The 24,039-nt window shown below is 65.0% G+C and carries 17 protein-coding genes; 9 read left to right on the forward strand and 8 right to left on the reverse strand.

The window, feature by feature from the left end; translation table 11 throughout:
- The first annotated feature begins 70 nt into the window (after positions 1 to 70).
- The 3 genes from MIC97_RS17000 to MIC97_RS17010 are packed head-to-tail and all read left to right on the forward strand — an operon-like array spanning position 71 to position 3,977.
- Positions 71 to 1,108, forward strand: coding sequence for a hypothetical protein (locus MIC97_RS17000; protein WP_239801201.1), 1,038 nt, complete (start codon positions 71 to 73; stop codon positions 1,106 to 1,108).
- A complete protein-coding gene (locus tag MIC97_RS17005; RefSeq protein WP_239801202.1) occupies positions 1,105 to 2,547 on the forward strand; it encodes an aminotransferase class I/II-fold pyridoxal phosphate-dependent enzyme in 1,443 nt (480 codons plus the stop codon). Before MIC97_RS17000 ends, MIC97_RS17005 begins: the two co-directional genes overlap by 4 nt.
- Complete coding sequence (locus MIC97_RS17010) at positions 2,544 to 3,977, forward strand: DUF4214 domain-containing protein (protein WP_239801203.1); 1,434 nt, start codon at positions 2,544 to 2,546, stop codon at positions 3,975 to 3,977. The genes MIC97_RS17005 and MIC97_RS17010 overlap by 4 nt, the downstream gene beginning before the upstream one ends.
- Here MIC97_RS17010 and MIC97_RS17015 read toward each other — a convergent pair.
- Positions 3,974 to 5,122 carry a glycosyltransferase gene (locus MIC97_RS17015; protein WP_239801464.1) on the reverse strand — a complete coding sequence of 383 codons (1,149 nt, stop codon included), beginning with the start codon at positions 5,120 to 5,122 and terminating at the stop codon, positions 3,974 to 3,976. The two genes, MIC97_RS17010 and MIC97_RS17015, sit on opposite strands and share 4 nt — an antisense overlap.
- A gap of 396 nt (positions 5,123 to 5,518) precedes the next feature.
- Here MIC97_RS17015 and MIC97_RS17020 point away from each other — a divergent pair, with 396 nt between their 5' ends.
- Together MIC97_RS17020 and MIC97_RS17025 are read left to right on the forward strand one after the other, a co-directional pair.
- Entirely contained in the window at positions 5,519 to 6,397 is an 879-nt protein-coding gene (locus MIC97_RS17020) for a glycosyltransferase (RefSeq protein ID WP_239801204.1), read from the forward strand.
- Between the two features lie 12 nt (positions 6,398 to 6,409).
- Positions 6,410 to 7,834 (forward strand): polysaccharide biosynthesis/export family protein, encoded by a 1,425-nt coding sequence (locus MIC97_RS17025; RefSeq protein ID WP_239801205.1) that lies wholly within the window; start codon positions 6,410 to 6,412, stop codon positions 7,832 to 7,834.
- A 21-nt stretch (positions 7,835 to 7,855) separates the two neighbouring features.
- Here the strand turns inward: MIC97_RS17025 and MIC97_RS17030 are convergent, their stop codons facing one another.
- On the reverse strand, positions 7,856 to 9,256 hold the full coding sequence (locus MIC97_RS17030) for a hypothetical protein (protein WP_239801206.1): 1,401 nt from the start codon (positions 9,254 to 9,256) through the stop codon (positions 7,856 to 7,858).
- A gap of 173 nt (positions 9,257 to 9,429) precedes the next feature.
- On the opposite strand from MIC97_RS17030, the gene MIC97_RS17035 reads away from it, so the two are divergent.
- A complete protein-coding gene (locus tag MIC97_RS17035; RefSeq protein ID WP_239801207.1) occupies positions 9,430 to 9,822 on the forward strand; it encodes a hypothetical protein in 393 nt (130 codons plus the stop codon).
- Here MIC97_RS17035 and MIC97_RS17040 read toward each other — a convergent pair.
- Complete coding sequence (locus MIC97_RS17040; protein WP_239801208.1) at positions 9,776 to 10,573, reverse strand: sugar transferase; 798 nt, start codon at positions 10,571 to 10,573, stop codon at positions 9,776 to 9,778. The genes MIC97_RS17035 and MIC97_RS17040 overlap by 47 nt on opposite strands.
- 175 nt (positions 10,574 to 10,748) lie before the next feature.
- The gene (locus tag MIC97_RS17045) at positions 10,749 to 11,861 is read right to left on the reverse strand and encodes a glycosyltransferase family 1 protein (protein ID WP_239801209.1); all 1,113 of its coding nucleotides are present in this window, start codon (positions 11,859 to 11,861) and stop codon (positions 10,749 to 10,751) included.
- Between the two features lie 148 nt (positions 11,862 to 12,009).
- Here MIC97_RS17045 and MIC97_RS25250 point away from each other — a divergent pair, with 148 nt between their 5' ends.
- Positions 12,010 to 13,215, forward strand: coding sequence for a glycosyltransferase (locus tag MIC97_RS25250; protein WP_239801210.1), 1,206 nt, complete (start codon positions 12,010 to 12,012; stop codon positions 13,213 to 13,215).
- On the opposite strand, the gene MIC97_RS17055 is transcribed toward MIC97_RS25250, so the two are convergent.
- From MIC97_RS17055 to MIC97_RS17070, 4 genes are all read right to left on the reverse strand, one after another.
- On the reverse strand, positions 13,113 to 14,276 hold the full coding sequence (locus MIC97_RS17055; protein ID WP_345773561.1) for a glycosyltransferase family 1 protein: 1,164 nt from the start codon (positions 14,274 to 14,276) through the stop codon (positions 13,113 to 13,115). The two genes, MIC97_RS25250 and MIC97_RS17055, sit on opposite strands and share 103 nt — an antisense overlap.
- Entirely contained in the window at positions 14,273 to 16,096 is a 1,824-nt protein-coding gene (locus tag MIC97_RS17060) for a GNVR domain-containing protein (RefSeq protein WP_239801211.1), read from the reverse strand. The genes MIC97_RS17055 and MIC97_RS17060 overlap by 4 nt, the downstream gene beginning before the upstream one ends.
- 112 nt (positions 16,097 to 16,208) lie before the next feature.
- Positions 16,209 to 18,578, reverse strand: coding sequence for an AGE family epimerase/isomerase (locus MIC97_RS17065; RefSeq protein ID WP_239801212.1), 2,370 nt, complete (start codon positions 18,576 to 18,578; stop codon positions 16,209 to 16,211).
- Between the two features lie 547 nt (positions 18,579 to 19,125).
- Positions 19,126 to 20,481, reverse strand: a complete 1,356-nt coding sequence (locus MIC97_RS17070; protein WP_239801213.1) for an MFS transporter — start codon at positions 20,479 to 20,481, stop codon at positions 19,126 to 19,128.
- Positions 20,482 to 20,839: 358 nt separating this feature from the next.
- Between MIC97_RS17070 and MIC97_RS17075 the strand changes: the two genes are divergently transcribed.
- Together MIC97_RS17075 and MIC97_RS17080 are read left to right on the forward strand one after the other, a co-directional pair.
- The gene (locus tag MIC97_RS17075; protein WP_239801214.1) at positions 20,840 to 22,624 is read left to right on the forward strand and encodes an ATP-binding protein; all 1,785 of its coding nucleotides are present in this window, start codon (positions 20,840 to 20,842) and stop codon (positions 22,622 to 22,624) included.
- On the forward strand, positions 22,621 to 23,964 hold the full coding sequence (locus tag MIC97_RS17080) for a sigma-54 dependent transcriptional regulator (protein ID WP_239801215.1): 1,344 nt from the start codon (positions 22,621 to 22,623) through the stop codon (positions 23,962 to 23,964). The genes MIC97_RS17075 and MIC97_RS17080 overlap by 4 nt, the downstream gene beginning before the upstream one ends.
- Positions 23,965 to 24,039: the final 75 nt, after the last annotated feature.

Here is a 24,039-nt window from a genome sequence, read left to right on the forward strand (position 1 = left end):
TACTGGTTGCGGCCCGACGGCCATCGCCTGCCGGACCGATTGCTGAATCTCTGGCATTGGGGGCATATCCATGATCATCGTCAGAAGTCCCTTGCGGGTGTCCTTCTTCGGCGGCGGGACCGATCATCCGACATGGTTCAACCGGCCCGAGCCGGGAGCCGTGCTCTCCACCACCATCAACAAGTACATCTACGTGCAGCTGCGGCGCCTGCCGGCCGTGTTCGACTTCAACTACCGGGTCGCATGGGGCATGCTGGAAGAAGTGCGCTGCATGAACGAAATCTGCCATCCGGTGGTGCGCGAAGTGCTCAAGCACTATGGTGCTGCCGACGACAGCGGCTATGAGGTGATCTACAATGCCGACCTGCCCTCGCAGACGGGTCTCGGCTCCAGTTCCGCCTTCACCGTCTCCCTGCTGCACGCCTATTTCGGCAATCTCGGCCGGCTGAGCCCCAAGCATGTGCTGGCCCGCGAGGCGATCTTCGTGGAGCAGGAGCTGCTGAAGGAAACCGTTGGCTGCCAGGACCAGATCGCGGCCGCCCATGGCGGGCTCAACCGCATCGACTTCAGCCCCGGCGGCGACCATCGGGTGCGCCCGGTCAACATCACGCCGGCGCGACGCGCGCTGCTGGAAGATTCGCTGATGATGTTCTTCACCGGCTTCACCCGCTCCGCCGACGCCATCGAGAAGAAGAAGGTCGCCCGCTTCGACGACCGTACGCGCGAACTACGCGCCATGTACGACATGGTGGCCGAAGGCGAGCGGATCCTGACCAATCCCAACTGCCCGCTCACCGAGTTCGGACGGCTGCTGCACCACGCATGGATGGAGAAGCGCAAGCTGGACGCCTCCGTCTCCAACCCGACAATCGACGGTTGCTACGAAGCCGCCCGCAAGGCAGGCGCGCTGGGCGGCAAGCTGCTGGGCGCCGGCGGCGGCGGCTTCCTGCTGATGTTCGTGCCGCCTGAAGCGCGCGCTTCCGTGCTTTCGGCGCTGTCCAGCCTCACCTTCGTTCCGTTCCGGATGGAGCACGACGGCACATCGGTGGTTCTCTACAACCCCGACCTGACCTCGAATTATCTTACATCGGCGGCAAGGGTGTCATGAACCTCCATGTCGCCGGCATCGAAACGGAAGCCGGAACGGCCGGCTTCGTCTGCCGCACCTCGGACAGCCTCTGGACGGCCATCGAACGCGCGCTCGACAACGGCTACGGGCTTGTCTTCGTGACCAATGGCGACGGCGAGGCCATCGGCCGCCTGACGCTTCAGGACCTGAGGCAGGCCCTGCGCGATGGCGTCCATCTCGGCCATGCCAGCCTTGGCGAGATCCTCAGGCCCGGCAGCCTCGACGATACGGATTCGCCCGTTGCGCCGGTGCTGGATGAGCGGCGGCGCATCGTCGGCATCGAAAAACGCTCCGATGCAACCTTCCTGCCGGTGGCCGCGCCCGACTTGTCCCATGCGGAGCTGCGCAACCTCATGGACGCGTTTCTCTCGACATGGATTTCCTCGACCGGCGAGTACATCACCCGGTTTGAATCGTCCTTCGCCGCGCGCACCGGCATGAGCCACGGCGTCGCCACATCCAACGGAACGGTTTCGCTGCACCTTGCGCTGGCGGCGCTCGGGATCGGCCCCGGCGACGAGGTGATCGTGCCGGACCTGACCTTCGCCGCCTCGGCCAATGTGGTCATCCACCTGGGAGCCACGCCGGTTCTGGTCGATGTCGATCCGCTGACATGGTGCATCACGCCTGAGGCCATCGAGCGCGCCATCACGCCGCGCACGCGCGCAGTGATGCCGGTGCATGTGTTCGGCCGACCGGCGCCGATGACCGAGATCCGCGACCTGGCGCTGCGGCACGGGCTGTTCGTCGTAGAGGATTGCGCCGAGGCCCATGGCGCGGCCTATGACGGCCAGCCGGTCGGCTCATTCTCGGACGTGGCGAGCTTCTCCTTCTTCGCCAACAAGATCGTCACCACCGGCGAAGGCGGCATCTGCGTCACCGGCAATGCCGACCTCGCGCGGCGCATGCGCATGCTGCGCGACCATGGCATGCGGCCGGAACGCCGCTACTGGCACGAGGAAGCGGGCTACAATTTCCGTATGACCAATCTGCAGGCATCCATCGGCTGCGCCCAGCTGGAGCGCATGGACGATTTTCTTGCAATGCGCCGTAGGGTGCATGAGGGCTATGAGGCCGCGCTCAGGCACCTGCCGGGTATCGCCTTCCCGCCACCCATGCCGGCCAGATATGAGCCGGTGACGTGGTTTTCCTGCGCGCTGGTGCCGGCTCAGGCGCGGCCACAACTCATCGAGGCATGCAGGCAGGCCAATATCGACCTGCGGCCCTTCTTTCACGGCCTGTCCTCAATGCCGGCCTACCGACGCTATGCCCGCAAATGCCCGCACAGCGAACGGCTTTCGGCGTGCGGCATCAACCTGCCGACATCGCGCAAGGTGGACACGCAGACGATCACCCGCATCGCCGAAATCTTCGCTGGCGTGCTCACCGGCAACGGAGGCTGGAGCGAGGCGGAATGATCGCCCGGCTCTGCATGGCTCTGGCCGGTCTGCTCAGCGTTACCGCCGCATGGAGCGAAGAGCTTCGATGGGGCGTCAACGGTCATCCTTTCACGGCCTATCCCGACATCCCCTTCGAGCTGCAGCTCGACTATGTGCGCGATCTCGGCATGACGTCCTACCGGGTGAACGTTTCCAGCCTCGATCACATGGCCGGGCTGACGACTCTGGTTAAAGAGGCGAAGGCGCGCGGCATCGACATATTGCCGGTGATCACGCCCGATCTCGACCTCGACACCGAGACGGCCGGCGATCTCTATGCCAAGTCCTACGCCATGGCGGAAACGCTCGTTTCCCGCTTCAGGGATGACATCCGCGTGTGGGAGCTCGGCAACGAGATGGAAATCCATGCCCTGATCAGCGCCTGCGAGATGCGCGACGACGGCACGCAATATGACTGTTCATGGGGCACCGCCGGAGGCGACGATCCCTCGCACTATTTCACTCCGCGATGGAAAAAGGTGAGCGCCGTGCTGCGCGGCCTTTCTGACGGCACCGAGGCGGTCGACCCCACCATCCGGAAAGCGATGGGCACCGCGGGCTGGGGCCACACAGGAGCCTTCGACCGCATGAAGGCGGATGGCGTCGACTGGGACATTTCGGTCTGGCACCACTATGGCGACGACCTGAAGCGTCCGCTCGACTATCTCAGCACCCTCGGCAAGCCAGTCTGGATCACCGAGTTCAACCGCTCCGGCGAAAAGGGCGAACAGGATCAGGCTGACGGGTTGCTGGAGATGATGCGCCAGTTTCGCGAACTGCGGGCCGAATACCGCATCGAGGCCGCCCACATCTATGAATTGCTGGACGAGCCCTATTGGGCGCCGAGCTTCGAGGCCACCATGGGGCTGGTGCGCCTGCGCAAGACGGATGAAGGCAGATGGACGCCCGACGGCGTCAAGCTGGCTTACAGCACAGCGAGAGGCTTCATCGCGGCGGGAGGCAATGCCGAACCTGCGGCAACCGCGCTTTCCCCTGCCCCCACCTGCGACCGGAACGCGCTCGACACCTCGGTGGCCAACCATGCCAATCAGGCAGCCTATCTCTATTGCCTTGCGCTGCACCGCCTGCCGGCCCCAGCCGAGCAATGGCGCGTTTCCTTCGCCCTGAAGCGCGGGCAAAGCGCAGCGGCAGCGCTGGCGGAGATTCTGGAAACGAGCGAGTTCCGGCGCGCGCATCCCGTCTCACGCATGACGAATGCGAACTACATCAAGGGCATCTACATGCTGCTGCTCGGCCGCGAGCCGGATGGAAGGGGCCTGTCCGACTATCTCGCCCGCCTCAACCGTCGCGAATTGACGCCGGCGCAACTGGCGCTGGAAATCATCCGCTCGGATGAATTCCGCTCGGCCCATGCGGTGCTGTTTGCGCAGGAAAATAAACGCCCTTAACCGTGCATGGCCGGCAGCGAGGCCATGGCCTGCAGGATCTCGCGATCGAACCGCGCTTCCGAAAAGCGCTCGGCATTGAGGTGGCAGGCCAGTGGCGCGATCGCCTCCTCATTGGCCTCGAAATGCCCGACGGCGTCGATAAGGCTCCGGGGATCCTGACGGGCAAACAGCACCCCGGTCGGCTCGCGCACCTGCCCCAGCGGCCGCACGATATCGCTGGCACCGCCCCTTCCAAACGCGATCAGCGGCGTTCCGCAATATTGAGCTTCGGCGAGCGCGATGCCGAAATCCTCGCAACCGGCGAACACCATCGCGCGGGCATGGGCGATATTGGCCACATAGTCCTTGCGCGGCAGATGGCCGGTGAAGCTGATATTGGGACCCGCCCGCGATCGCAGATGCTTCGACTGCGCCTCGTCGCCCACCACCACGAGATGGCGCGACGGCATACGGGTGAACGCCTCGACAACGACGTCCAGCCGCTTGTAGGGCGCATGGAACGCCGCGGTGACGTAATAGTCTTCCTTGACGGGCACATAGTACAGTTCGCCCGTCGGCACCGGCGGATGAACCACCATGGCCTCGCGCCCGTAAATGCGCCTGATGCGCGAGCGCACATAGCTCGAATTGGCGAGCATGAGGTCCGGTCCATGGGCAGTGCGCATGTCCCACATGCGCAGCTTGTGCAGCAGGTAGCGGAAGGCCAGTCCCTTCGGCCCGAAACCGAACCTGCCCTGCTGGAGATAGGAGAACTGCTCGTCCCACGCATAGCGGATCGGACTGTGCACATAGCACAGATGCGGCTGGTCGGGCCGTGTCAGCACGCCTCTGGAGAAGGCGGCCGAGGACGAGATGACGGCATCATAGCCGGTGACGTCGAACTGCTCGATGAGGAACGGGCAGAGGAAGAACAGCGCCCGGTGATATTTGTGCACCAGCGGCAGCCGGTTGGCGACCGAGGTATGGAAGACCACGTCGGGGAAATACTCCTCCTTCACCTCGCGCGGCAGGAAGTCGAACAGGGTGAACACCTCCGCGTTGGGAAACACGCTGCATATGCGCGCCAGCACCCGCTCGCCGCCGCGAAAATTCGGGCACCAGTCGTGAACCACGGCAATGCGCGCGTTGCGGTCCACTGCCGGCATGGGCAGGTCTCTGTCGGCCAGCCTGCCCCATTCTGCTGCGTCCAACCCTGCTCCGTGCAACCCCGGATCGAGGCGCTCCCCGTGCGCCCAGCCGTTCTGGCGTGCCTGATGCATGTTGCGAACCCACCCCATTTGGCCGCCCTTTCTGCCGAAGGGCATGAGGTCCGAGTTTCTTACGGAGCAAGGTGAAGGAACAAGCTGGTCGAATGGCGTGAAGGGAGGATCGCTGCGGTCCGGACACAGCCCAAAGGCGTAATGCCGCTACCTCCATGGAGCTACAATCGCCGCAACCGACACCTTATTTGCAGGCTGCATCCTGCATTGCCGCCCACTAGGATCATCGATGGCAACCGCGTCACGGCAGACGCCGCTCCGCAACGGCAGGGGGAATGCACGATGGCTCTCACACATGCTGTGATCATTCCAACCTATGGGCGCAGGGAGGTTCTCGGCCGGCTTCTCGTGTGGCTGGGAGAACAGACGAAGATTCCCGATGAAGTCATCATCTCGACCACCGATGACACGCAGGTTCCCGTCGTAGAAACACGCTTTCCGGTCAGCAAGGTGTTCGGCATCAAATGCATATCGGCGCAGCGCAACCGCGGTCTTGAAGTGGCGCTTGGCCGCTTCGACGTCATCACCTATCTCGACGACGACCTGATCCCTGCAACACGCTATCTGGAGCGCGCCTGCCGGGCGCTTGAGCAAAACCCCGACTGGGCGGTGGTCATGGGCCACATCATCAGGGATGGCGCGACGACCGGAGAAATTTCATGGGCTGACGGTCTGGCAGCGCTGCGCGCGGCGGACGTCATTGACGAGACCGGCGACAACGCGACCGACCAGATCGGCGCGCAAGGCGGCAACATGACGATCCGCACCGCGATGATCGGCGACCTGCGCTTCGACGAGCGGCTGGCGCTCTATAGCTGGCAGGAGGACATCGACTTCACCACCCAGCTCGGGCGGCGCGGCAGGATTGTCTGCCTCCCGGCCATCCGCAGCGTGCACATGGCGGTCAGGGGCGGACGGATGAGCGGATTGCGCTTCGGTTATTCGCAGGTCGTGAATCCCGTCTACCTGCTGCGCAAGGGCACGATGCCCGCCAGCTTCGCGCTGAAGCTGATGGCGCGCAACATCGCCGCGAATATGGTGCGCAGCGTCCGGCCGGAAATCCATATCGACCGGCGCGGACGCCTGCGCGGCAATCTCATGGCTCTCGGCCACCTGCTGAAAGGGCGCGTCGAACCTGAATACATCCTCCAGATTCAGTGATGAGAACGGGATATGCGCTTCACCTCAGTTCCCTCAAGCCCCCATCTGAAACGTCCGCAGCGTGCTTCAGGCAAAGCGGTGGCGCGGCCCGGCATGATCCTGTCGATCTGCGCCGCATCCGCCGCCCTCGTGCTGGGTGTGGCCCCCGCACAGGGCGAGGAATACCGGCTCGGCGCGCAGGACAGGGTGCGCATCAAGGTTTTCGAATGGCGGGCGTCGCGTGACACCGTCTTTGAGTGGACGGCGCTCAACGATGTGTTCATCGTCAGTTCCTCGGGGGCGCTCTCGCTGCCGCTGGCAGGCGAGGTCGGCGCCGCCGGACGCACCACCGCCGAACTGGCCAGCGCCATAGGCGACAGTCTGGTGCGCAATATGGGGCTCGGCCGCAAGCCCGACACCGCCGTCGAGGTTGTGCAATATCGCCCCTTCTACATTCTGGGGCAGGTCACGCAGTCCGGCGAGTTCGCCTATCGCCCCGGCCTCACCGTGATGCAGGCGCTTGGCATCGCCGGCGGAATACGGCTGCGCGAGGAGCGCATGGATCGCTATGAGCGCGAGATCATACAGGGTCAGGGCGAAGCGAAGCTGATCGGGCTCAACAGGATCAATCTGCTGGCGCGCAAGGCCCGGCTCGGGGCGGAGCTGGCGCAGGCAGCGTCCATCGACTTCCCGCCGCAACTTGTCGCGATCCAAGACGACGACGAGGTTGCCCTGCTGATGCGGCAGGAGGAATCGATCTTCAAGGCGCGCCGGGAAGGCATCGAGACGCAGGTGCGTGCCCTGAGGAATCTCCGCGATTTTCTGGAAAAGGAAGTGACGTCACTCGGCGCGCAGCTCGTGTTTCTCGACAAGCAGGTGGAGCTTGTGCAGAAGGAGCTGGGCAGCGTAGCCTCTCTGGTGGAGCGCGGGCTCGCTGCCGCTCCCCGCGAACTCTCGCTCGAACGCGCACTGGCGCAGATACAAAGCGAACGGCTCGCCGCCGAAACCAGCCTGCTGCGCAGCCGGCAGGAAATCAGTCGCACCGAAATCCAGATCATCGAAATGCAGGACACGCGCCGCAACGAAATCACCAACGCGCTGCGCGACACGCAGATCGAGCTGGATGCGCTCGACCGCAAGGCCGAAACCACCGCGCGCCTGATCTTCGAATCGGAACTGGCAGCACCCGGACTGATGGCACGCCGCGCCAGCATGGAACAGGCCGAACCGATCTATACGATCTACCGGCCGGCTGCGGATGGAAGCATCTTCGAAATCGCGGCAACCATGGCGAGCCCGGTGCTGCCGGGCGATACGGTGAAGGTGGAGATTCCGATGCCGCCGGAATATCTGAAGGCGATCGGCAGTCAGGCGGATGCACCTGAAACGACTCTCAACCCCGCGTCAGTGGAAATGGGTTCCGCCACCATCGCCGGCGCCGACTCCACAGCGCGATAGAAAATGTCCTGACGCTTCCATTCATCGGTGCGCCGAAAGCTGTGGACCGGACCCGTCGAATGCGTGTCCGCGCGGCAGCGGCGGCGCCCATATTCTGGCAGAGCAGGCCATCACCACGGCCAGCGGCACGAAAAATCCCATTCCCGGATCGGCGAGGCCGCCGGCGAGCGAAGCAGCCAGCAGCGCAGCCAGGGCGCTGGCCCGCGCGCTGGCCATGATCGCATCGGCCTCGGCATCGACGGGCTGCCGCAGGCGGCCAGGCGGCCACAGGAGAGCTGCCAAGAGCATGGCGATCAGGGTGCCGCCGACCACGCCAAGCTGTGACAGCACCGCGATCGGCCAGCTCGACGCGCGCGAGCTTCCAAGGCCGATGCCAAGCCCGTTCGTATCGAAGAAGGCCTGCATGCTCTTGTAGTTCCAGTAGGCGCGCTCCTGCCCGGAAGCCGAAGACATCTTGTGGGTCACCATCTGGTCGATCAGCCGCACTAGGGGCTCGAAGAACTGCGCATTGTAGAGGCTGACGGCCATGATCACGAGGCACAGCTGCGCCATCAGCACCACCAGCATCACATCCTGCAGGCCGGGCTTCGCCGATGCCAGCGAACGAAGCAGGGACAACGCTACGGGAATTCCAAGCAGTGCCAGCCCGACATAGGCCGTGGTCGAAGTGGACAGGAGAAGCAGCAGGAACAGCGCCACCGCGATTGCCGCCGCGAAACGGGAATTTGTCCTGCGCCAGTAGGTGTAGCTGAAGGCCAGCCCGGCCAGCGACACAGCGCCGAAGGCCGAAGCCTCGGCATAGGAGCCCGCAATCCGCCAGAAGCCGCCCTCTATGGTGAGGGTGAGCATCGCATAGCTGGCGGTGCGGATCGGCGCCAGCACGTCCCCCGCCCCCGCCATCTTGCCGGCAAGATCCACCATGCCCATGAGCGTATGCAGCCCGAACCAGAGAAAGAATCCCCGCCTGACGTCGACAAGCGTTTCCCGGCGCCTCAACAGCAGGCAAAGCGCCACGAACACAAGAATGCCGAGCGTGAAATAGGCGGTCTGGGTGACATTTGCGGAGGACGGACCGAGCGCGGTCTCGTAAACGCCCCGGCTGCTGCGCGATGCGATGAACACGCTGGTCTGGCCCGCAAACAGCCTTGGAAACAGGATTGCGCCGATCAGCGCATGGAACATCAGCACCACGATCACGGAGGCTGCGCCGATACGGCTGAAAACCGCCGCCAGTTCGCGCCAGATGCCCTTGCGCGCCACGGCTGCCGTCAGGAGCAGCGCGGCGAAGACCGTGTAGATCTGCGGCGAGGATCCGCCAAGCGCGGAGAGCGTTCCGATGGCCGTGGCCCCGAACGCAAGCGAGGCCATGAAGGCGACGATCATCGACCATCCCATGAGGCGCACGAAAACGATGATTGCCACGCAGACGATCACCCCTGCGACCGAGGGCTGCATCGGCTCAGCCCGCACATGCCGCAACGCGGCGCCGGCCCGCGATGCGCGCGGCACCGAAAGCGACTTCACAGAAGGGAACGAGTCTGTTCTTCTTCGCAGCAGGCGGGTCGCGGTGCACAGGCAACGGGAAGGAGACCGGTGTGACCCTCGCACTCATCACGGCAGGCGCAGCAGGGCTTTTCATCGGCACGCGTTTTCTGGCGCCTGTCATCCTTGTCGCCACCCTCATCGTGATCATGGTTTCGATCCTGACCGGCGTCCTTCTGGATTGGTCTCTCAAGCTTATCCTTTCCAGAACCCTTTACCTGATCCTGACATTGCAGGGATGCTACCTGATCGGCCTCGCCCTTACCGTGCCGGGCCGGCGCCGGGCAGATGCCGGAATCGCCCCTGAACATGCTTCCGGCCAGCCCGACCGGCTCCAGCCCGCACCGCCCCAGTCTGCCCCGCCCCAGCCTGACCCAGCGTCGCCCCGGGCATCCGGCCTCAGGAGGCCCGATCGAACCTCATCACTGCGCCGGCCGTCCGGATGAGGATCAGCAAATCCGTGTGCACCGACCAGTTGCGCACATAGTGCGCGTCGAGTAGCACCCGCCCGGTATAGTCCACCAGATTACGCCCGGTGACCTGCCACAGGCCGGTGAGGCCGGGTCTGGCATGCAGATAATCCTTCACATACGGGCCGTAGCGGTGCAGTTCCTCGGCAACGATCGGACGCGGTCCGACACAGCTCATGTCGCCACGCAGGATATTGAACAGCTGCGGCAGTTCATCGAGGCTCGATTTGCGCAACAGGTTGCCGAGCACCGTCAGGCGCGGATCGCGCTTCAGCTTGCGCGCCTTGCGCCATTCCTCCGCCGCCTGCGGATCGGACGCCAGATGCGCCTGCAGGCGCTGCTCGGCATCGATCACCATGGTGCGGAACTTGTAGCATCGAAACGTGCTTCCGTTGAAGCCGATCCGCGGGTGGGAGAACACGACAGGTCCCTTGCAGGTCAGCTTGATGAGCAGGGCAATCGCCAGCATCAGCGGCAGCGCCAGCATCAGCGTCGTGGCGGCAACCGCCACATCGAGAACCCGCTTCGACCTGCCGCCGAGCGGGCGCTGCCACAGATGGAGGGAGCCACCCGCCGCGACGGCCGGTATGGAAACCGCCGCGCCCTGCGCCTCGAGCGGCCGATGCTGCTGAAAAGCTGAAGCCGAAACGCGCCTGCGGTCCAGGAACGACCGCCCTCGCCCCGGAAGCGCGCTGCTTCCGGCGTAGGATCTCTCTCTGATCGACATGCCAAAGACGCCCCTTGCCGCCTGCCTGTGCCTGCTTGTTGTTATTCAGGCAGCATGTCGAAAACAGCCGTTTACCCGCAAGCGGCTCAATAGTGGTAGCTGGTGAAGCGGGCAGCGAGCGGGTTACGACAAAATGCTGGCTTGGCTGTCCGGCCGGGTGTGCGACACCCCGCCTTCAGCGCCCTTTGGCGACCCGGACGACCTCGCGCCACAAGGCATCGGCCGTTCTTTGCCAGGTGTAGCGGGCGGCCATTGCCTGCCCGCGCGCCACCATCGCGCTTCGAAAGCGCGGATCGCTTTCGAAGCGCTGGATCGCCCGCGCCCATTCCTCGGGCGCATCCGGATCGGCGTAGGCCACGTCATCCCCCAGCACTTCCGGCATACTGCCCAGCGCGCAGGTGATGACGGGCGCGCCCGAATTGAGCGCCTCGAGCTGGGTCATCGCGAAGCCCTCGGTCCGGGCCGGCTGGACGAACACCAGCGCATGGCGGTAGAGCGCACGCAGATCGGCGTCGCTGACATCCGAAACGACGACGAGCTTGTCGCCGACGTCCTGCACCGCGCCGACCGCCTTGCGCAGGTCCGCCCTTGCAATCACCGCCAGCCTGAGGGTACTTGCCCCCATCCGGGCGAAGGCGCGGTAGATCACCTCGACATTCTTGTAGGCAAATGCGCTGCCCAGCATCAGCACATAGTTTTGCGGTTGCAGGCCGAACCTTGCGAGCACCGAATTACCCGTCCCGACCCGCAGGATGTGGTCGGCCCCGTTGTGGATGACGGCGATTTTCGAAGCTGGCGCGATGCCGAAGCGTTGCAGCATGCGGCTGGAAAATTCCGAAACCGTGATCACCCGGCGCGACAGGCGTCCGGCAAGCCGCATCAGCGGACGGTGGGTGCGCAACTCCCCTCGCGGATAGGATTGCGGATAGAGGAACATCTGCGCATCGTGCAGGTATGTCAGCATGCACGGGTGATACAGCGGCGCCACATTGGCGAAGTTCACCAGCGTTCCCTTCCTCGCCATCAGGCCGAGATCGACCGGCTCCCAGAACTTGCCGCCAAGCACATCCCGGCGCTGGATCGGGATCGCCCGCAGCGGCAGGGAGCGCACCGCATTTGCCGGACACAGCACCTCGACCGACATGCCCGCAAAGCGCTCGTCGCCGGCCAGCATCGCCGCATCCCAGCAGGCCAGAACCTCCTCGGCCACCCGCGAGGTCCCGGTTATGGGGCCGCGCAGGAAACGGCCGTTGACATACACCGTTGCGGACTTGCCACCCTCACCCATTGCATCGCCCCCCGGCGGTTACCGGCATCCATATCGGGATCATCCGGAAACGGTAGGCTATTGCCTCACGATCCGTTTGACACGTCAATGATTTCGGATTGAGATTTCGCTCACAATGCTCGGGAACGCGACGCCTCGGGAGGCACAGGTGGAGAAGCGGAATCTTGCTATCTTCTTCTTCGCAGGCTGTTTCAGCACCATGACCGACGGCTGCCATGTGCGCGCCTGTCAGGACATCGAGATGCTGCTTGCCCTTGGCTGGCGCGTGGCCGTCTATTCCTATCGCAACCATCACCAGTGGCCGTGGAACGCGAAAGGGATCGAGACCTTCCGCGCCCGTTTCCCCGGCGTCGACCTCGTGCTCGACGACTGGAACTGGAAACTGGCCTTCATCCAGAAGCTCAAGGGCCTCATCGCCTATATGGGTAGCTGGCCCGCGACGCGCGCCCTGCGCACATGGTTGCCGATGCTGACGCCGGAATTCGACCGGCTCCAGCGCGATCCGGACCTGAAGCTGGCGCTTGTGAGCTATCCCTGGGGCATATCCCATCTCAACGGGAGCCCCGGCCCGCGCATGATCGTCGACACGCATGACCTTGCCGCACTGGAGCTGATCGGCGACAACCCGTCCGGGCAGCCGGACACGCGCTCCATGCTCGTCCTCAAGCGCGAACTGTTCTATCTCGGGCAGGCCGACGAGATCTGGTCGATCTCGTACAGCGAAGGGCAGTTCCTGAAATCGCTTCTGGAAGGCGAGCGCGTGCGCATCGTGCCGCCGTCGTTGCGCAGCTGGAACGCGTCTGCGGCAACCGACGTGCCGCCCGTCTACGATCTCGTGTTCGTGGGCTCCAACAACCGCTGGAACGGGGATGCCATCAGCGGTTTCCTGAGCGCCTATGGCGGCTGGAACCTGCCCCTGAAGATCGCCATTGCCGGCAGTGTGTGCCGCGACAGGCGGCTGTCGGCGCAAAACGGGGTCGAGCTGCTCGGCTTCGTCGATGATCTTGCCGCCCTTTATGCGCAGGCCCGCGCCGCGATCTGCCCCGTCGAAGGAACCGGCACCAAGATCAAGCTCATCGAGGCGCTTTCGGCGGGACGCCCGGTCTTTGCCGCCCCCGGCGCCCTGAAAGGCCTGCTGCCCGGCTATGAAAACTGCGTCCTGCCGCTGGAGCGCCGGACCGTCGCGACCCTCCTTGGCGATCCGGCAGCGCTTGCTGCGGCACAGGCTGCGGCCCGGCATTATGCCCGCGCCTACAGCTTCGATCGCGTCGTCGCCGAGACGAGCGAAGGTCTGGCCGGCGACCCGGCACTGGCTGGCGCCGGCCCATCCATCCCCGCCATCAGTTCCAGATAGCGTTTTGCCGTTTCGTCCCAACGAAATTTCTCCGCCTGCCTGCGACCTCGCTCGGTCAGCGCGCGCCGCAGCCCCGCATCGCCGGCCAGTTGCATGAAACGATCGAACCAGATGTCGGCACGGTCCGGCGACGCATAAAGCACCGCATCGCCGCCGATTTCGGGAAGGCTGGCGCGGTCCGATGCCACCACGGGGCAGCCCCGGGCCATCGCCTCAAGCATCGGCAGCCCGAACCCTTCGACGAGCGAGGGGAAGGCGAGGCACAGGCAATCACCGAGCAGCGCGGCAAGCTCATCGTCGCCGATCCTGCCAAGCCAGCCGATATTCGCCCCGGTCTGCTCCTTTGTCCGGCCGAAGACGCGGCCGTCCGAAAGCCCGACCACCGCAATCCGCAGGCCCGCCTCCGCAAGGCGGTCGCTCATTCCAAGGACAAGATCGATGTTCTTGTGAGGAGCCCGGCTGCCCAGAAGCACGATGGTGCCGGCCCCGGCGGTGGAACGCGTGCGGATCGAATGACGCGGCACCCAGCGCAGCGCATGTTCGTAGCCGTCCGGTGCGATGGTGATCCTGTCCGCCCCGCACAGGCCATAGCGCACCAGCTGCCCGGCCGAATAGCCGGAGACCGTGGTGACGTGGCGGACCCTTGCCGCAAGCGCCGGGATCAGCGTGCGGTAGAGCAGGCGAAACGGCAGCGAATAACTTTGCGGACAGGCGCGCGTGTTGACATCATGGATGCACAGGATCTGCCTGCGTGTCGCAAGAGGGCCGCTGTTGCACAGGCTGACGAGACCGCTCCTGACCCCCGCCGGAAGCTCGGCCTGCTCCCAGCCATGCCCGCCGAGGCGGCCGATGGAACGGGTGCGGATCGCCGTGAGCGCCAGCTCATCCCCGATGACCGGCGGCACCAGCAACTCCACATCAAGGCCGCGGGCCAGTGGATCGCCGGCCGCGATACGGGCATCGAGCGCTTTTACGACCTCGCGCGCATAGCGCTGCACGCCTGTGACGGGCTGCGCCAGGAAGCGGCCGTTGATCGCCCAATGCCGCGCGCCTTCCATCATGCGGGCCGCAGGGCCGGCCGGCCGCTGGACCGGCGGCGCACGCGCAATCGGGCAAGGCGGCGCCTGTGCGCCAGCAGAACACCCAATATGGGAGCGTTGGCGATGCGCAGGGTGCGGGCCAGATCGGCAAGCGAATCCAGTGGCGTGCTGCCGCTTTCTGCCACCACCATGACGCCGTCGAGAAGCGGGCAGACCAGCAGCCCGTCGGCACCGTGCTCATAAGCCGGCAGGTCGACGACGATCACCTTGTAGCGATCGAGCGTCCTGAGCAGATCCTGCATGTTGGCAGGCAGCGCGAGGCTTCCCGCGCCGCGCTCCTCATTCGCCATGAAGTCGAAACCCGGGGAGGGAACAGTCCGAACTGCCGCGGCGCCCGGATGCGCAGCGGCGGCCTGACATTTCGGGTCGAAGCCGGCGAGCGGGCCCTGCAACGCCTTCGTCAGCGTCGATTGCGCATCCAGATCGATCAGCAGCGTCGGCACGCCCGATGCCGCGTAAAGTGCGGCAAGATTGCCGGCCACAGCACTTTTCACCTGGCCGGGCAGTGCGGCGGTCACGCCGATGCAGAGCCTCGGCTTGCCGGAATCGGCCAGACTGATAACGGCCCTCGCCCCCCTCAGGCCCATGCTGAAGGGGGAATGCGGATGGCGTATCACCTCCTCGCAGAGTCCGGCGGCCTTGCGCAAACCGGAATGTGGCAGCTCGCCGGTGCAGACGAGCCCGAGTTCTTCGCCGATCTGGCGCGGCGTGCGCAGGGTGCGGTCCAGGCTGTGGCGGACGAAGGCAACGCCGACCCCCAACATGAGGCCGGCAAAGGCCCCGAAGATCAGGGTGAGCCGCTTGCGTGGATGGCTCTGCACCATCGGCTGCATCGCCGGGGTGATGACGCGCGAATTGGCGATGAGGAAGGGTTGCTGGTTCACCGCGCTGGTGTAGGCGGCAAGAAGGCTCTCATACATCTTGCGGTAGGTTTCGGCCGCGACCTCAAGTTGCTCCAGCGTTGGTGCATCGGCGCGTGCGTCGCCGGTCGGCGCTTCGTCCGGCCGGTCCACGCGATAGTCGTAGGTGGCGCGGAACTCCTGCGCGACCTGTGTCGCCTTGTTCATCTGGGCACCCGCCTCGTCGATGCGTTTTTCCAGCCACGCGACACCTTCGCGGGCGGAAGCCGCCCGGTTCTCCATCTGCTCGCGGACGAAGGCGTCCGCCGTGGCATTGGCGATACGCGCGGCCAGCGCCGGATCCTGCGATTTGAAATGAATATCGATCGCATAGGAGACGCCTACCCGCTGCACGTCGAGATTGCCGGCAAAGACTTCGGCCGCCTTCTGCTGCGGCGTCAGAGCCTCATCCTGTGCTTCGTCGACCCTTGCCGCATCGGGCCTGTAAGGCGTTCCGGTTATCAGCGAACGCAGTTTTTCCAGCCTCTCCCCCAGACGCAGCCCGCCCATGTCCACGAAAGCCGGATTGTACGCGAGGTCGAGTTCATCGATCACCATCATGGCGATCTTCTGCGAGCGCAGCAGCGCGAGCTGGCTTTCGATCTGGGCCGTATCGAGGGACAAATGCACCTCGACCATCTGCTGCTGCATGAACTGCGGCAGTTTCGGCTCGATCAGGATCTGGGTGCGGGCGGTGAAAATCCGGTCGGACGTCGCCAGATAGAGACTGGCTCCCACGACACCGACCAGTGCGCACAGCAGGATCGAGACGGTGTACCTGCTGAAAAAAGACAGGATGTCCGACAGGTTGACGAACTCGGCGGAACCGCCGCTGCCCCGCCAGTCCCTGGCTGTCGCCGCTGCCCATTGCCGCTCCAGCATGGCTCCGCGCCCCCTGATCTCAGCTGCCCTTCGCCTGCAAGCCTAGCGCCGCGTCCCGGCTGCGAAAACACGGCCAATCGAGGTAGGCAGGAACCCTTTTCCGAACATCAAATCAGGCAATCTCGCGAAGTGCAGGCTCCCGGGAACCGGCACGGATGCTCTCGTCGGCCGCTTTCGTCGTCCCGGTTTGACCGGAAACCGGCAACGGATGCACGAGCACGCCTTCGGTCTTGTCGAGATACTGCATCAGCGCCGTTACGAGATGGTAGAAGATGCTGGCCGGCACTTCATTGGCCACGGCCCTGCCGCGCTCGTCTATGCGGTCGATCCAGAAGCCGGTCGGAGCCGGGTCGATGTGCCAGCGGAACAGCCGCCCGACACGGGCTTCGATCTCCGGCTTCAGGTCAGGCCCATCGGCGCGGTCGAGCGCGATGGCCGCCTTGATCGCCTCGGTCTGCGGCCAGCTTCGCGAGATCAGGTCGAGCGGCAGCCCCTCGCGCGAAACAGCTCCGTAGGCCAGCCCGGTGGCGCGGTTCAGCCCGTTGGCCACCGCCGAAGCATAGAGCTTGCGTGCATAGGGAATGAGGTCGCTCTGCTTGCTGCGCGCCGCGAAATCGACCAGAAGCGAGGCCCACTCGAAATGGTGGCCCGGTTCGGTCCACAGTCCCTGCCCGCCATGCGCCGGCTTCCATTCATTGTCGAAATATTCGCCGAGGGTCCAGCTTTCGGCATCGAAGAAATGCGTGCGGAACAGGTCGACGATGCGCGCTGCCCGGCGCAGATAGCTGCGCTCGCCGGTGACCTCGTGCCAGGCGAGAAACGCTTCCAGCATATGCATGTGCGGGTTGGAGCGCCGCAGGTCGGTGCCGTCGCAGGTTTCGAGGAACCCGGTCAGCCGCTCGTCCTCCAGATAGGACTCAACGAAGGCCATGGCTTCCTCGCCGCGCGCCAGCGCATCCCTGTTTCCGGCGCGATGGGCCCAGGCGAAGGCGAGAAGCACGCAGGCGTGGTCGTAGGCGTCCTCGCAAGGATCCGCGATGGAACCGTCGACATTGAGGGTGCGCGCCCAGCCGCCGCGTTCGGTGCGCCCCCGCTCCATGAAGGCCATACCATGCGAGATCAGTTCGTCAGCCGGTCCGTCCCATCCCCGTAACCTGGCGACGGAATAGGCATAGACCTGCCGCGCCAGGGTGCGCATGCGTTTCGGCTTGCCGAGCGGCGTGCCATTGAAGGCGAAAGCCTCGTGAAAACCGCCATGGCGTTCATCCACGCCAGCCTTCGACCACCGCGGCAGCGTTTCCTCGAACAGCCAGTGCGCGACGCGCTCACGCCATGCGCCGGGCAGCACCACGCGGTCATGGGCGGGCGTGAACTTCACCTCCAGCCGGCCCCATTTTTCAAGCTGCTCGACGACATGCCTGACGTTCTGGCTCTCGGCGACAGGAGCCACGAAGGTGGCATCGTCGGTTGACACCACCGCGACATCCCTCAGCCCCACGACCGACAGCAGCCTGCCACTGCTGCGCAGATAGGAACGCTCGCAATCTATGGCGACGACGTCGCCGATCACGACATTGCCATGCTCGTCGGTGCGGCTGGCCTCCAGCAGCGACTGCCACGAACCCAGATCGCTCCAGCGGAAGCGCGCCGGCACCATGGCGATGTTGCACAGGTGCTCCATGATCGCATAGTCGACCGATATGGAGGGGATGGGCGCATAGGCGTCGAGCGGCAGCCAGGTTCCCGACAGATCACGCGCGGCAATGTCGAGCGCGTGTTCTGCTTGCAGCCAGATCTCACGATGATGCGTGAGGAACGCGGCGCGGATGACGCTTGCCCTGAACAGGAAAATGCCGGTGTTCCAGAAAAAATCCGATGTCGCCACATAGCGGCCTGCCGTTTCCGCATCCGGCTTTTCGACGAAACGCACCACGCGGCGAACACCCGGGCAGTCGAAGGCGTTTCCGGCCCGGTCCTGGCCTGCAAACACCTCGCCTGCCTCGATATAGCCGTAGCCGGTTTCCGGACGTGTGGGTTTCATCCCAAACACCACCACCTGCCCCGCCTGAGCCGCCGGAACGCCGGCTTCGACGCTCTCCCAGAAATCGAGATCGGTGGAAATGGCGTGATCCGATGGCACGATGAGCACGATGCCGTCGCCATGGCTGTTGATGGTGTGCAGCGCCGCGATCGCCACGGCCGCGGCGGTGTTGCGACCGACAGGCTCGAAGATGGCGCCGCCGCCGCTATAGTCGAGGCCGGCAAGCTCGGTGCGGATGCGGGCCGCGTTGCGTTCGGCGGCAATGACGTGGATGGGCGTATGCCCTGCCTCGCGCGCCTGCAGCCGTCGCACCGTCTTCATCAGCATCGAGCCGTCGCCGGACAGATCGTGAAATTGCTTGGGATTGTCTTCCCGGGAGAGCGGCCACAGCCGCGACCCTACCCCGCCACTCATCACAAAGCACGAAATGCGCTCGGCCATGGCCAGCTCCCCTGTGATCCATCTGCCTTGTGTCCCGCTTGCGTGAACGCGCGCCCGTCCTGCGCGTTTCACCCGCGAGCATCCGCCCCGACCCTGCCTGCAGATTTGCGCAACAGGGTTCCAGGAGCCGGACCATAGGCGATGTCGGAGGATGAGCCGATTAACCTGGATTAGCGACTGGCTATAAGTGTTAGCCTTCCCACGGAAGGCTTATCGCACAGTAAGGCAGAGGTCAGTGGCTGGCGGGATCAGGTCGGCGACGCCAGCAGATAGGCTGAGGGTGTAGGCACTGAAGTGCGTGTTCCAACGGTTATGCTGGAACCCTGCTCTTCATTTGAGCAAACTCATTGCCGCGGCTGTCATGCAGCATCCGTCATGAGCAGTCGGGCACGTGATGATGCCGCAGCGCAGACTATCAGTTTGAATGCTGTGCATAGATGGCCCGGCATTCATTGGACGATCGAGAACCTGCGCTGCGTATATCGTGTCTGATCAGCGTCTCCGCCCGGATGGGAATCTGGCGGAAAAACCTTCAGTTCTGTGCCTGTCAGTCTTCCTTGATGGCGCTGTTCTTGGCCGTATCGCTCATGAACACATAGACGACCAATGAGACGCCGATCATGGCGGTCACATACCAGTAGAAGCCCTGTTCCCAGCCGGAGCTCTTGAACTGCAGGGCGACGAACTCGGCCGTGCCGCCGAAGATCGTGTTGGCCAGCGCATAAGGAAGGGCGACGCCCAGCGCGCGGATGTGGGCCGGGAACAGCTCGGCCTTCACCACCGCGTTGATCGAGGTGTAGCCGGTCACGATCACCAGAGCGGCCATGGCGAGCAGGCCGGCGGTGAAGGCGTCGGTCGTCACCTCCAGCGTGGAGAAGATCGGGTAGGTGAAGAGCACCCCGCACACGCCGAAGAAGATCATCAGCGGCTTGCGTCCGATCCGGTCCGACAGCGCGCCCGCCACCGGCTGAAGGCACATGAACACGAACAGCGTGATGGCGCTGATTTCGGACGCCTTGGCCTTGGTAAAGCCGGAGGTGTTGACGAGGAACTTCTGCATGTAGATCGAATAGGCATAGAAGGCGAGCGTGCCGCCGGCGGTCAGCAGCATGACCAGCGCGGTTTCCTTCGGGTGCTTGCTGATCAGTTCCCAGAAGCCGGATTTGGGTGCGTCCTTTGTCTGGGCAATATGAGCCTGCGCGTTCTTGAAGCTCTCGGTTTCGTCGAGGCCGCGGCGCAGCCAGAACACCACCACGGCAAGACAGGCGCCGATGAAGAATGGAATGCGCCAGCCCCAGGAATTCAGCGCTTCATCGGTCATGGTGTTCTGAAGCACGATGAGCACCAGCAGCGCCAGAAGCTGGCCGGAAATCAGCGTGACATAGGCGAAGGAGGAGTAGAAGCCGCGACGGCTCTTGCCCGCCATTTCCGACAGGTAGGTCGCCGAGGCGCCATATTCGCCGCCGACCGACAGGCCCTGCATGAGCCGCGCGATCACCAGAAGGATCGGCGCCAGAATGCCGATGGCGTTGTAGTCCGGCGTCAGCGCGATGATGAGCGAGCCCGCGCACATCAGCGTCACCGAAAGCGCCAGCCCCGCCTTGCGGCCCTTGCGGTCGGAGTAGATGCCCATGATCCATGCGCCGATCGGGCGCATGAGGAAACCGACGGCGAACACTGCCGCCGAAGACAGCAGCTGGGCGGTCTGGTCTCCGGCCGGGAAGAAATGCGGGGCGAAGTATAGAGCGAACGCGGCATAGACATACCAGTCGAACCACTCGACCAGATTGCCGGTGGAACCGCCGATGATGGCTTTCAGCCGGCTGCGACGGTCGAGTCCCGAGGGCTTTGCCAGTTCGGGCACCACACCTGCAACGGTGCTATCATGGGGTAATGAAACCATTCTCTCTCCTCCTTGTGCCGTGCGTGGCGGACATGGCTGCCTGCGCGGGTTGGATCTTGCCGGAAACCGGCCGTACAGCGCCCGTACTGGCGCTGGGCCGGAGCGCGCCTGCTGACAGGCCGGGACCCGGTCATGCGCTGTTGCGACCGTGCCTGCCTGATGGCCGGCATGCCGATGACCACTTTTCATGCACTTTGCCGCACAAGGAGGCCAGCGGCAGCCTGTGAAAAGGGCAACCGCATGATAATGCTATGCTTTCGGGGATGAGCGATTCAGATTCGCATGATTTTTTGCAGAAATCTGCATAGCCATTCCGGCATTTGTGCAATATTATGCACTGATGCGGGAAAGTAGTGAAATGCGCGGGCTCATATGGCGCCGGCTTGTCATGGCGGGCGTTGTCGCCGCGCTGGCCGCCGGCGTGTGGGCTGTAGCGGCGGATCTTGCCCGAAATCAGGCCATTGCGGCATTGAACGAGGAATCGGCCCGGATCGCCCGGCAGCATCTGCGCCTGTTCGAGAGCGAGTTCGCCCGCTTCCGCGTGCTGCCGGTGGCGCTGGGCGAATATGGGGACGTTACCGAGGCGCTCACGGCCGGGGTGGCGACAGACGGCGCCAATGAAGCGCAGGGCGCGGCACGGCGGCTCGACAGGAAACTCGCCCTGTTGTCGCGGGAGACCGGCACGCCGGTGATCTACGTGACCGATTCCGATGCGCTTGTCGTTTCCGCCTCCAATTACGACCAGCCGGACAGTTTCGTCGGCGAGAATTTCAGCTTCAGGCCCTATTTCACCGACGCGCTGACCAATGGAAACGCGGAGTATCACGGCGCCGGCGCGATCAGCGGCCGGCCGGGCCTGTTCTTCGCCCGGCGCATCGGAAGCGCTGCCGACCCGCTGGGGATCGTGGTGGTCAAGTTCGAGTTCGCGGCGCTGGCCGCATTGTGGGCGAACGATCCGGGGCGGGCGCTGCTGGTCGATCCCGAGGGCATCATCCTGGCGTCGTCCGATGCCGCCGATGTCATGCGGGTTCTCTCACCGCTGTCGGATGAGGCAAGGTCGAGGATCGCGGATAGCCGGCTCTATCCCGATGCGACGCTGGAGGTGGCCGAACTCGACTGGCCGGGAACCGGCGAGGCGCGGGGGCCGGATGGCGAAAGGCTGATCGTTGCCGAACTGCCGATACCCGGCACCCGGTTGCGGCTGTTGCAGATGCTGGATGCCGCGCCGGGGCTTGCCGCCGCGCGCGAGCGGGCGTGGGTGCTGGCCCTGCCGGCCTTCGCCGGGCTGATGGCGCTGGGCACGGCCGTGTGGTGGTGGTTCACCCGCGCGGCGCGCGCTGCCGCCTACCGGCGCACGCTTGAAGAGGCCGTCGCCGAGCGCACGCTGGCGCTGGAAGAGCAGATGGCCGAGCGCGAGCGGGCCGACCGGCGCTACCGCGATGCACGCGAGGAGCTGGCGCAGGCCAATCGCCTCGCCTCGCTCGGAACGATCACGGCGGGGCTGGTGCACGAGATCAACCAGCCGGTCGCCACCATCCGCACGCTGGCGGAAAACGCCCGCCACCATCTTCAGGCCGGGCGGCTCGACCGGGTCGGCGCCGGCCTCGATTCCGCGGTGGAGCTGACGGCGCGCATCGGGGCGATCACGCAGGAAATGCGCCAGTTCGCGCGCGGAGGCGGTGGCGAGGTGACGTCTGTTTCGCTGAACGAGGTGATGGCCGGTGCTCAGCTTCTGGTCGGCGACCGCATCCGCAAGCTCGGCGTCAAGCTGTCGCTGCCCCCCTCTCTGGCCGAACATGGTCAGCCGGCCGTGCTGGCCAACCGTATCCGGCTGGAGCAGGTTGTGGTCAATGTCCTGCAGAATGCACTGGATGCGCTGGCCGATGGCCCCGATCCGCGCATCGAGGTCACGGTCTCGCGCGACGGCGACAGGCTCAATCTGACGGTTGCCGACAATGGTCCCGGCATCGCGGCGGAGCTGGCCGACCGGATCTTTGACCCCTTCGTGACCGGACGCTCCGGCGGGCTGGGGCTCGGGCTCGGCATTGCGCGCGACATCATGCGCGAACTGGGCGGCGGACTGGAGCCCGCACCGTCACCGCTGGGCGGCGCCGCCTTCGTGATCAGCATGAGGTGCGCATGACCACCGACGCCGCGATGCGGATCCTTCTCGTCGACGACGACCTGCCGTTCCGCACCGCGCTGGCCGACAGCTTCTCCATAGCCGGGCTGGAGATCGAGAGTTTCGGCGACGGCCAGTCGGCGCTGGAAAGCCTGTTTTCCGGCCAGTCCCCGCACGAGCTGCCGGCCGTCGTGGTGACCGACCTGCGCATGCCGCGCTTCGATGGCCATGCGCTTCTGGGGGTGGTGCTTTCGCGCGATCCGGAACTGCCGGTGGTTCTGATGACCGGCCATGGCGACATCGCCATGGCAGTGACGGCGCTGAAGCAGGGCGCGTTCGACTTCATCGCCAAGCCCTTCCCCACCGATCACCTCATCGCCTCGGTGCGCCGGGCGATGGAAACGCGGCGGCTGGTGCTGGAGAACCGGCGCCTGCGGCAGGCGGTGGCCGAGGTCAGCGAAGGCTTTCCGCTGATCGGCGAGTCGCCCGCCATGCTGCGCCTGCGCGACACCATGCGCCAGCTCGCCCGGGTGGAGGTGGATGTGCTGATCGAGGGCGAAACCGGCACCGGCAAGGCGCTTGTGGCGCGCCAGCTCCACCGCTGGAGCATGCGCAGCAACCGTCCGCTGGTCACCGTCGATTGCGCCGCCCTGCCGGAACAGATCGCCGACGAAGTGCTGTTCGGCACGCGCATCCATCGCGGCCAGATCGCCGAAGCCGACCGTGGCACGCTTTTCCTCGACGAGATCGACAGCCTCGCGCCCGCCTTGCAGGCACGGCTTCTCAGCGTGGTGCAGGACCGTGTCCTGCACGGCAATGGCGGGGTCTCGCCGCGCGAGGTGGACCTGCGCATCATCGCCGCCACCAAGGCCGACCTGCGTGCCGAGGTGGCGACAGGCCGCTTCCGCGCCGATCTGCTCTACCGGCTGGAGACGGTGCGGCTGCGCATTCCGCCGCTCAGGGAAAGGCGCGAGGATCTGGGCGTGCTGCTGTCGATCTTCCTCGACGAAGCCGCCTCCTTCCACGACCGCCCCCGTCCGGTGCTCGATGCGCCGGTTCTGGACTGGCTGCTGCGGCACGACTGGCCGGGAAACGTGCGTGAATTGCAAAATTACGCGGTGCAGCTCACGCTCGGCCTGCGGCAGGACGGACGCGTGCCCGCGGAGGCCGGCATAGCCGACATGGCGCTTTCGGCGCAGATGGACAGGTTCGAGGAAGGCCTGCTGCGCGATACGCTGGCCCGGCTGGGCGGCGACGTGTCCGCCGCCGCCGTGGCGTTGAATCTGCCGCGGCGCAGCCTCTATGCACGACTGAACCGACACGGCATCAACCCCGCCGCCTATCGCAAACAGAATGTATAGCCACGTCATTTCAGGCGCGAATTCATAACGCGGCACGGCGCTTCAATCGATTACCCGCCAGGTTCTGGATGAGCG

The sequence above is a fragment of the Aquamicrobium sp. NLF2-7 genome, from assembly GCF_022359935.1.
Classification (GTDB): Bacteria; Pseudomonadota; Alphaproteobacteria; order Rhizobiales; family Rhizobiaceae; genus Mesorhizobium; species Mesorhizobium lusatiense.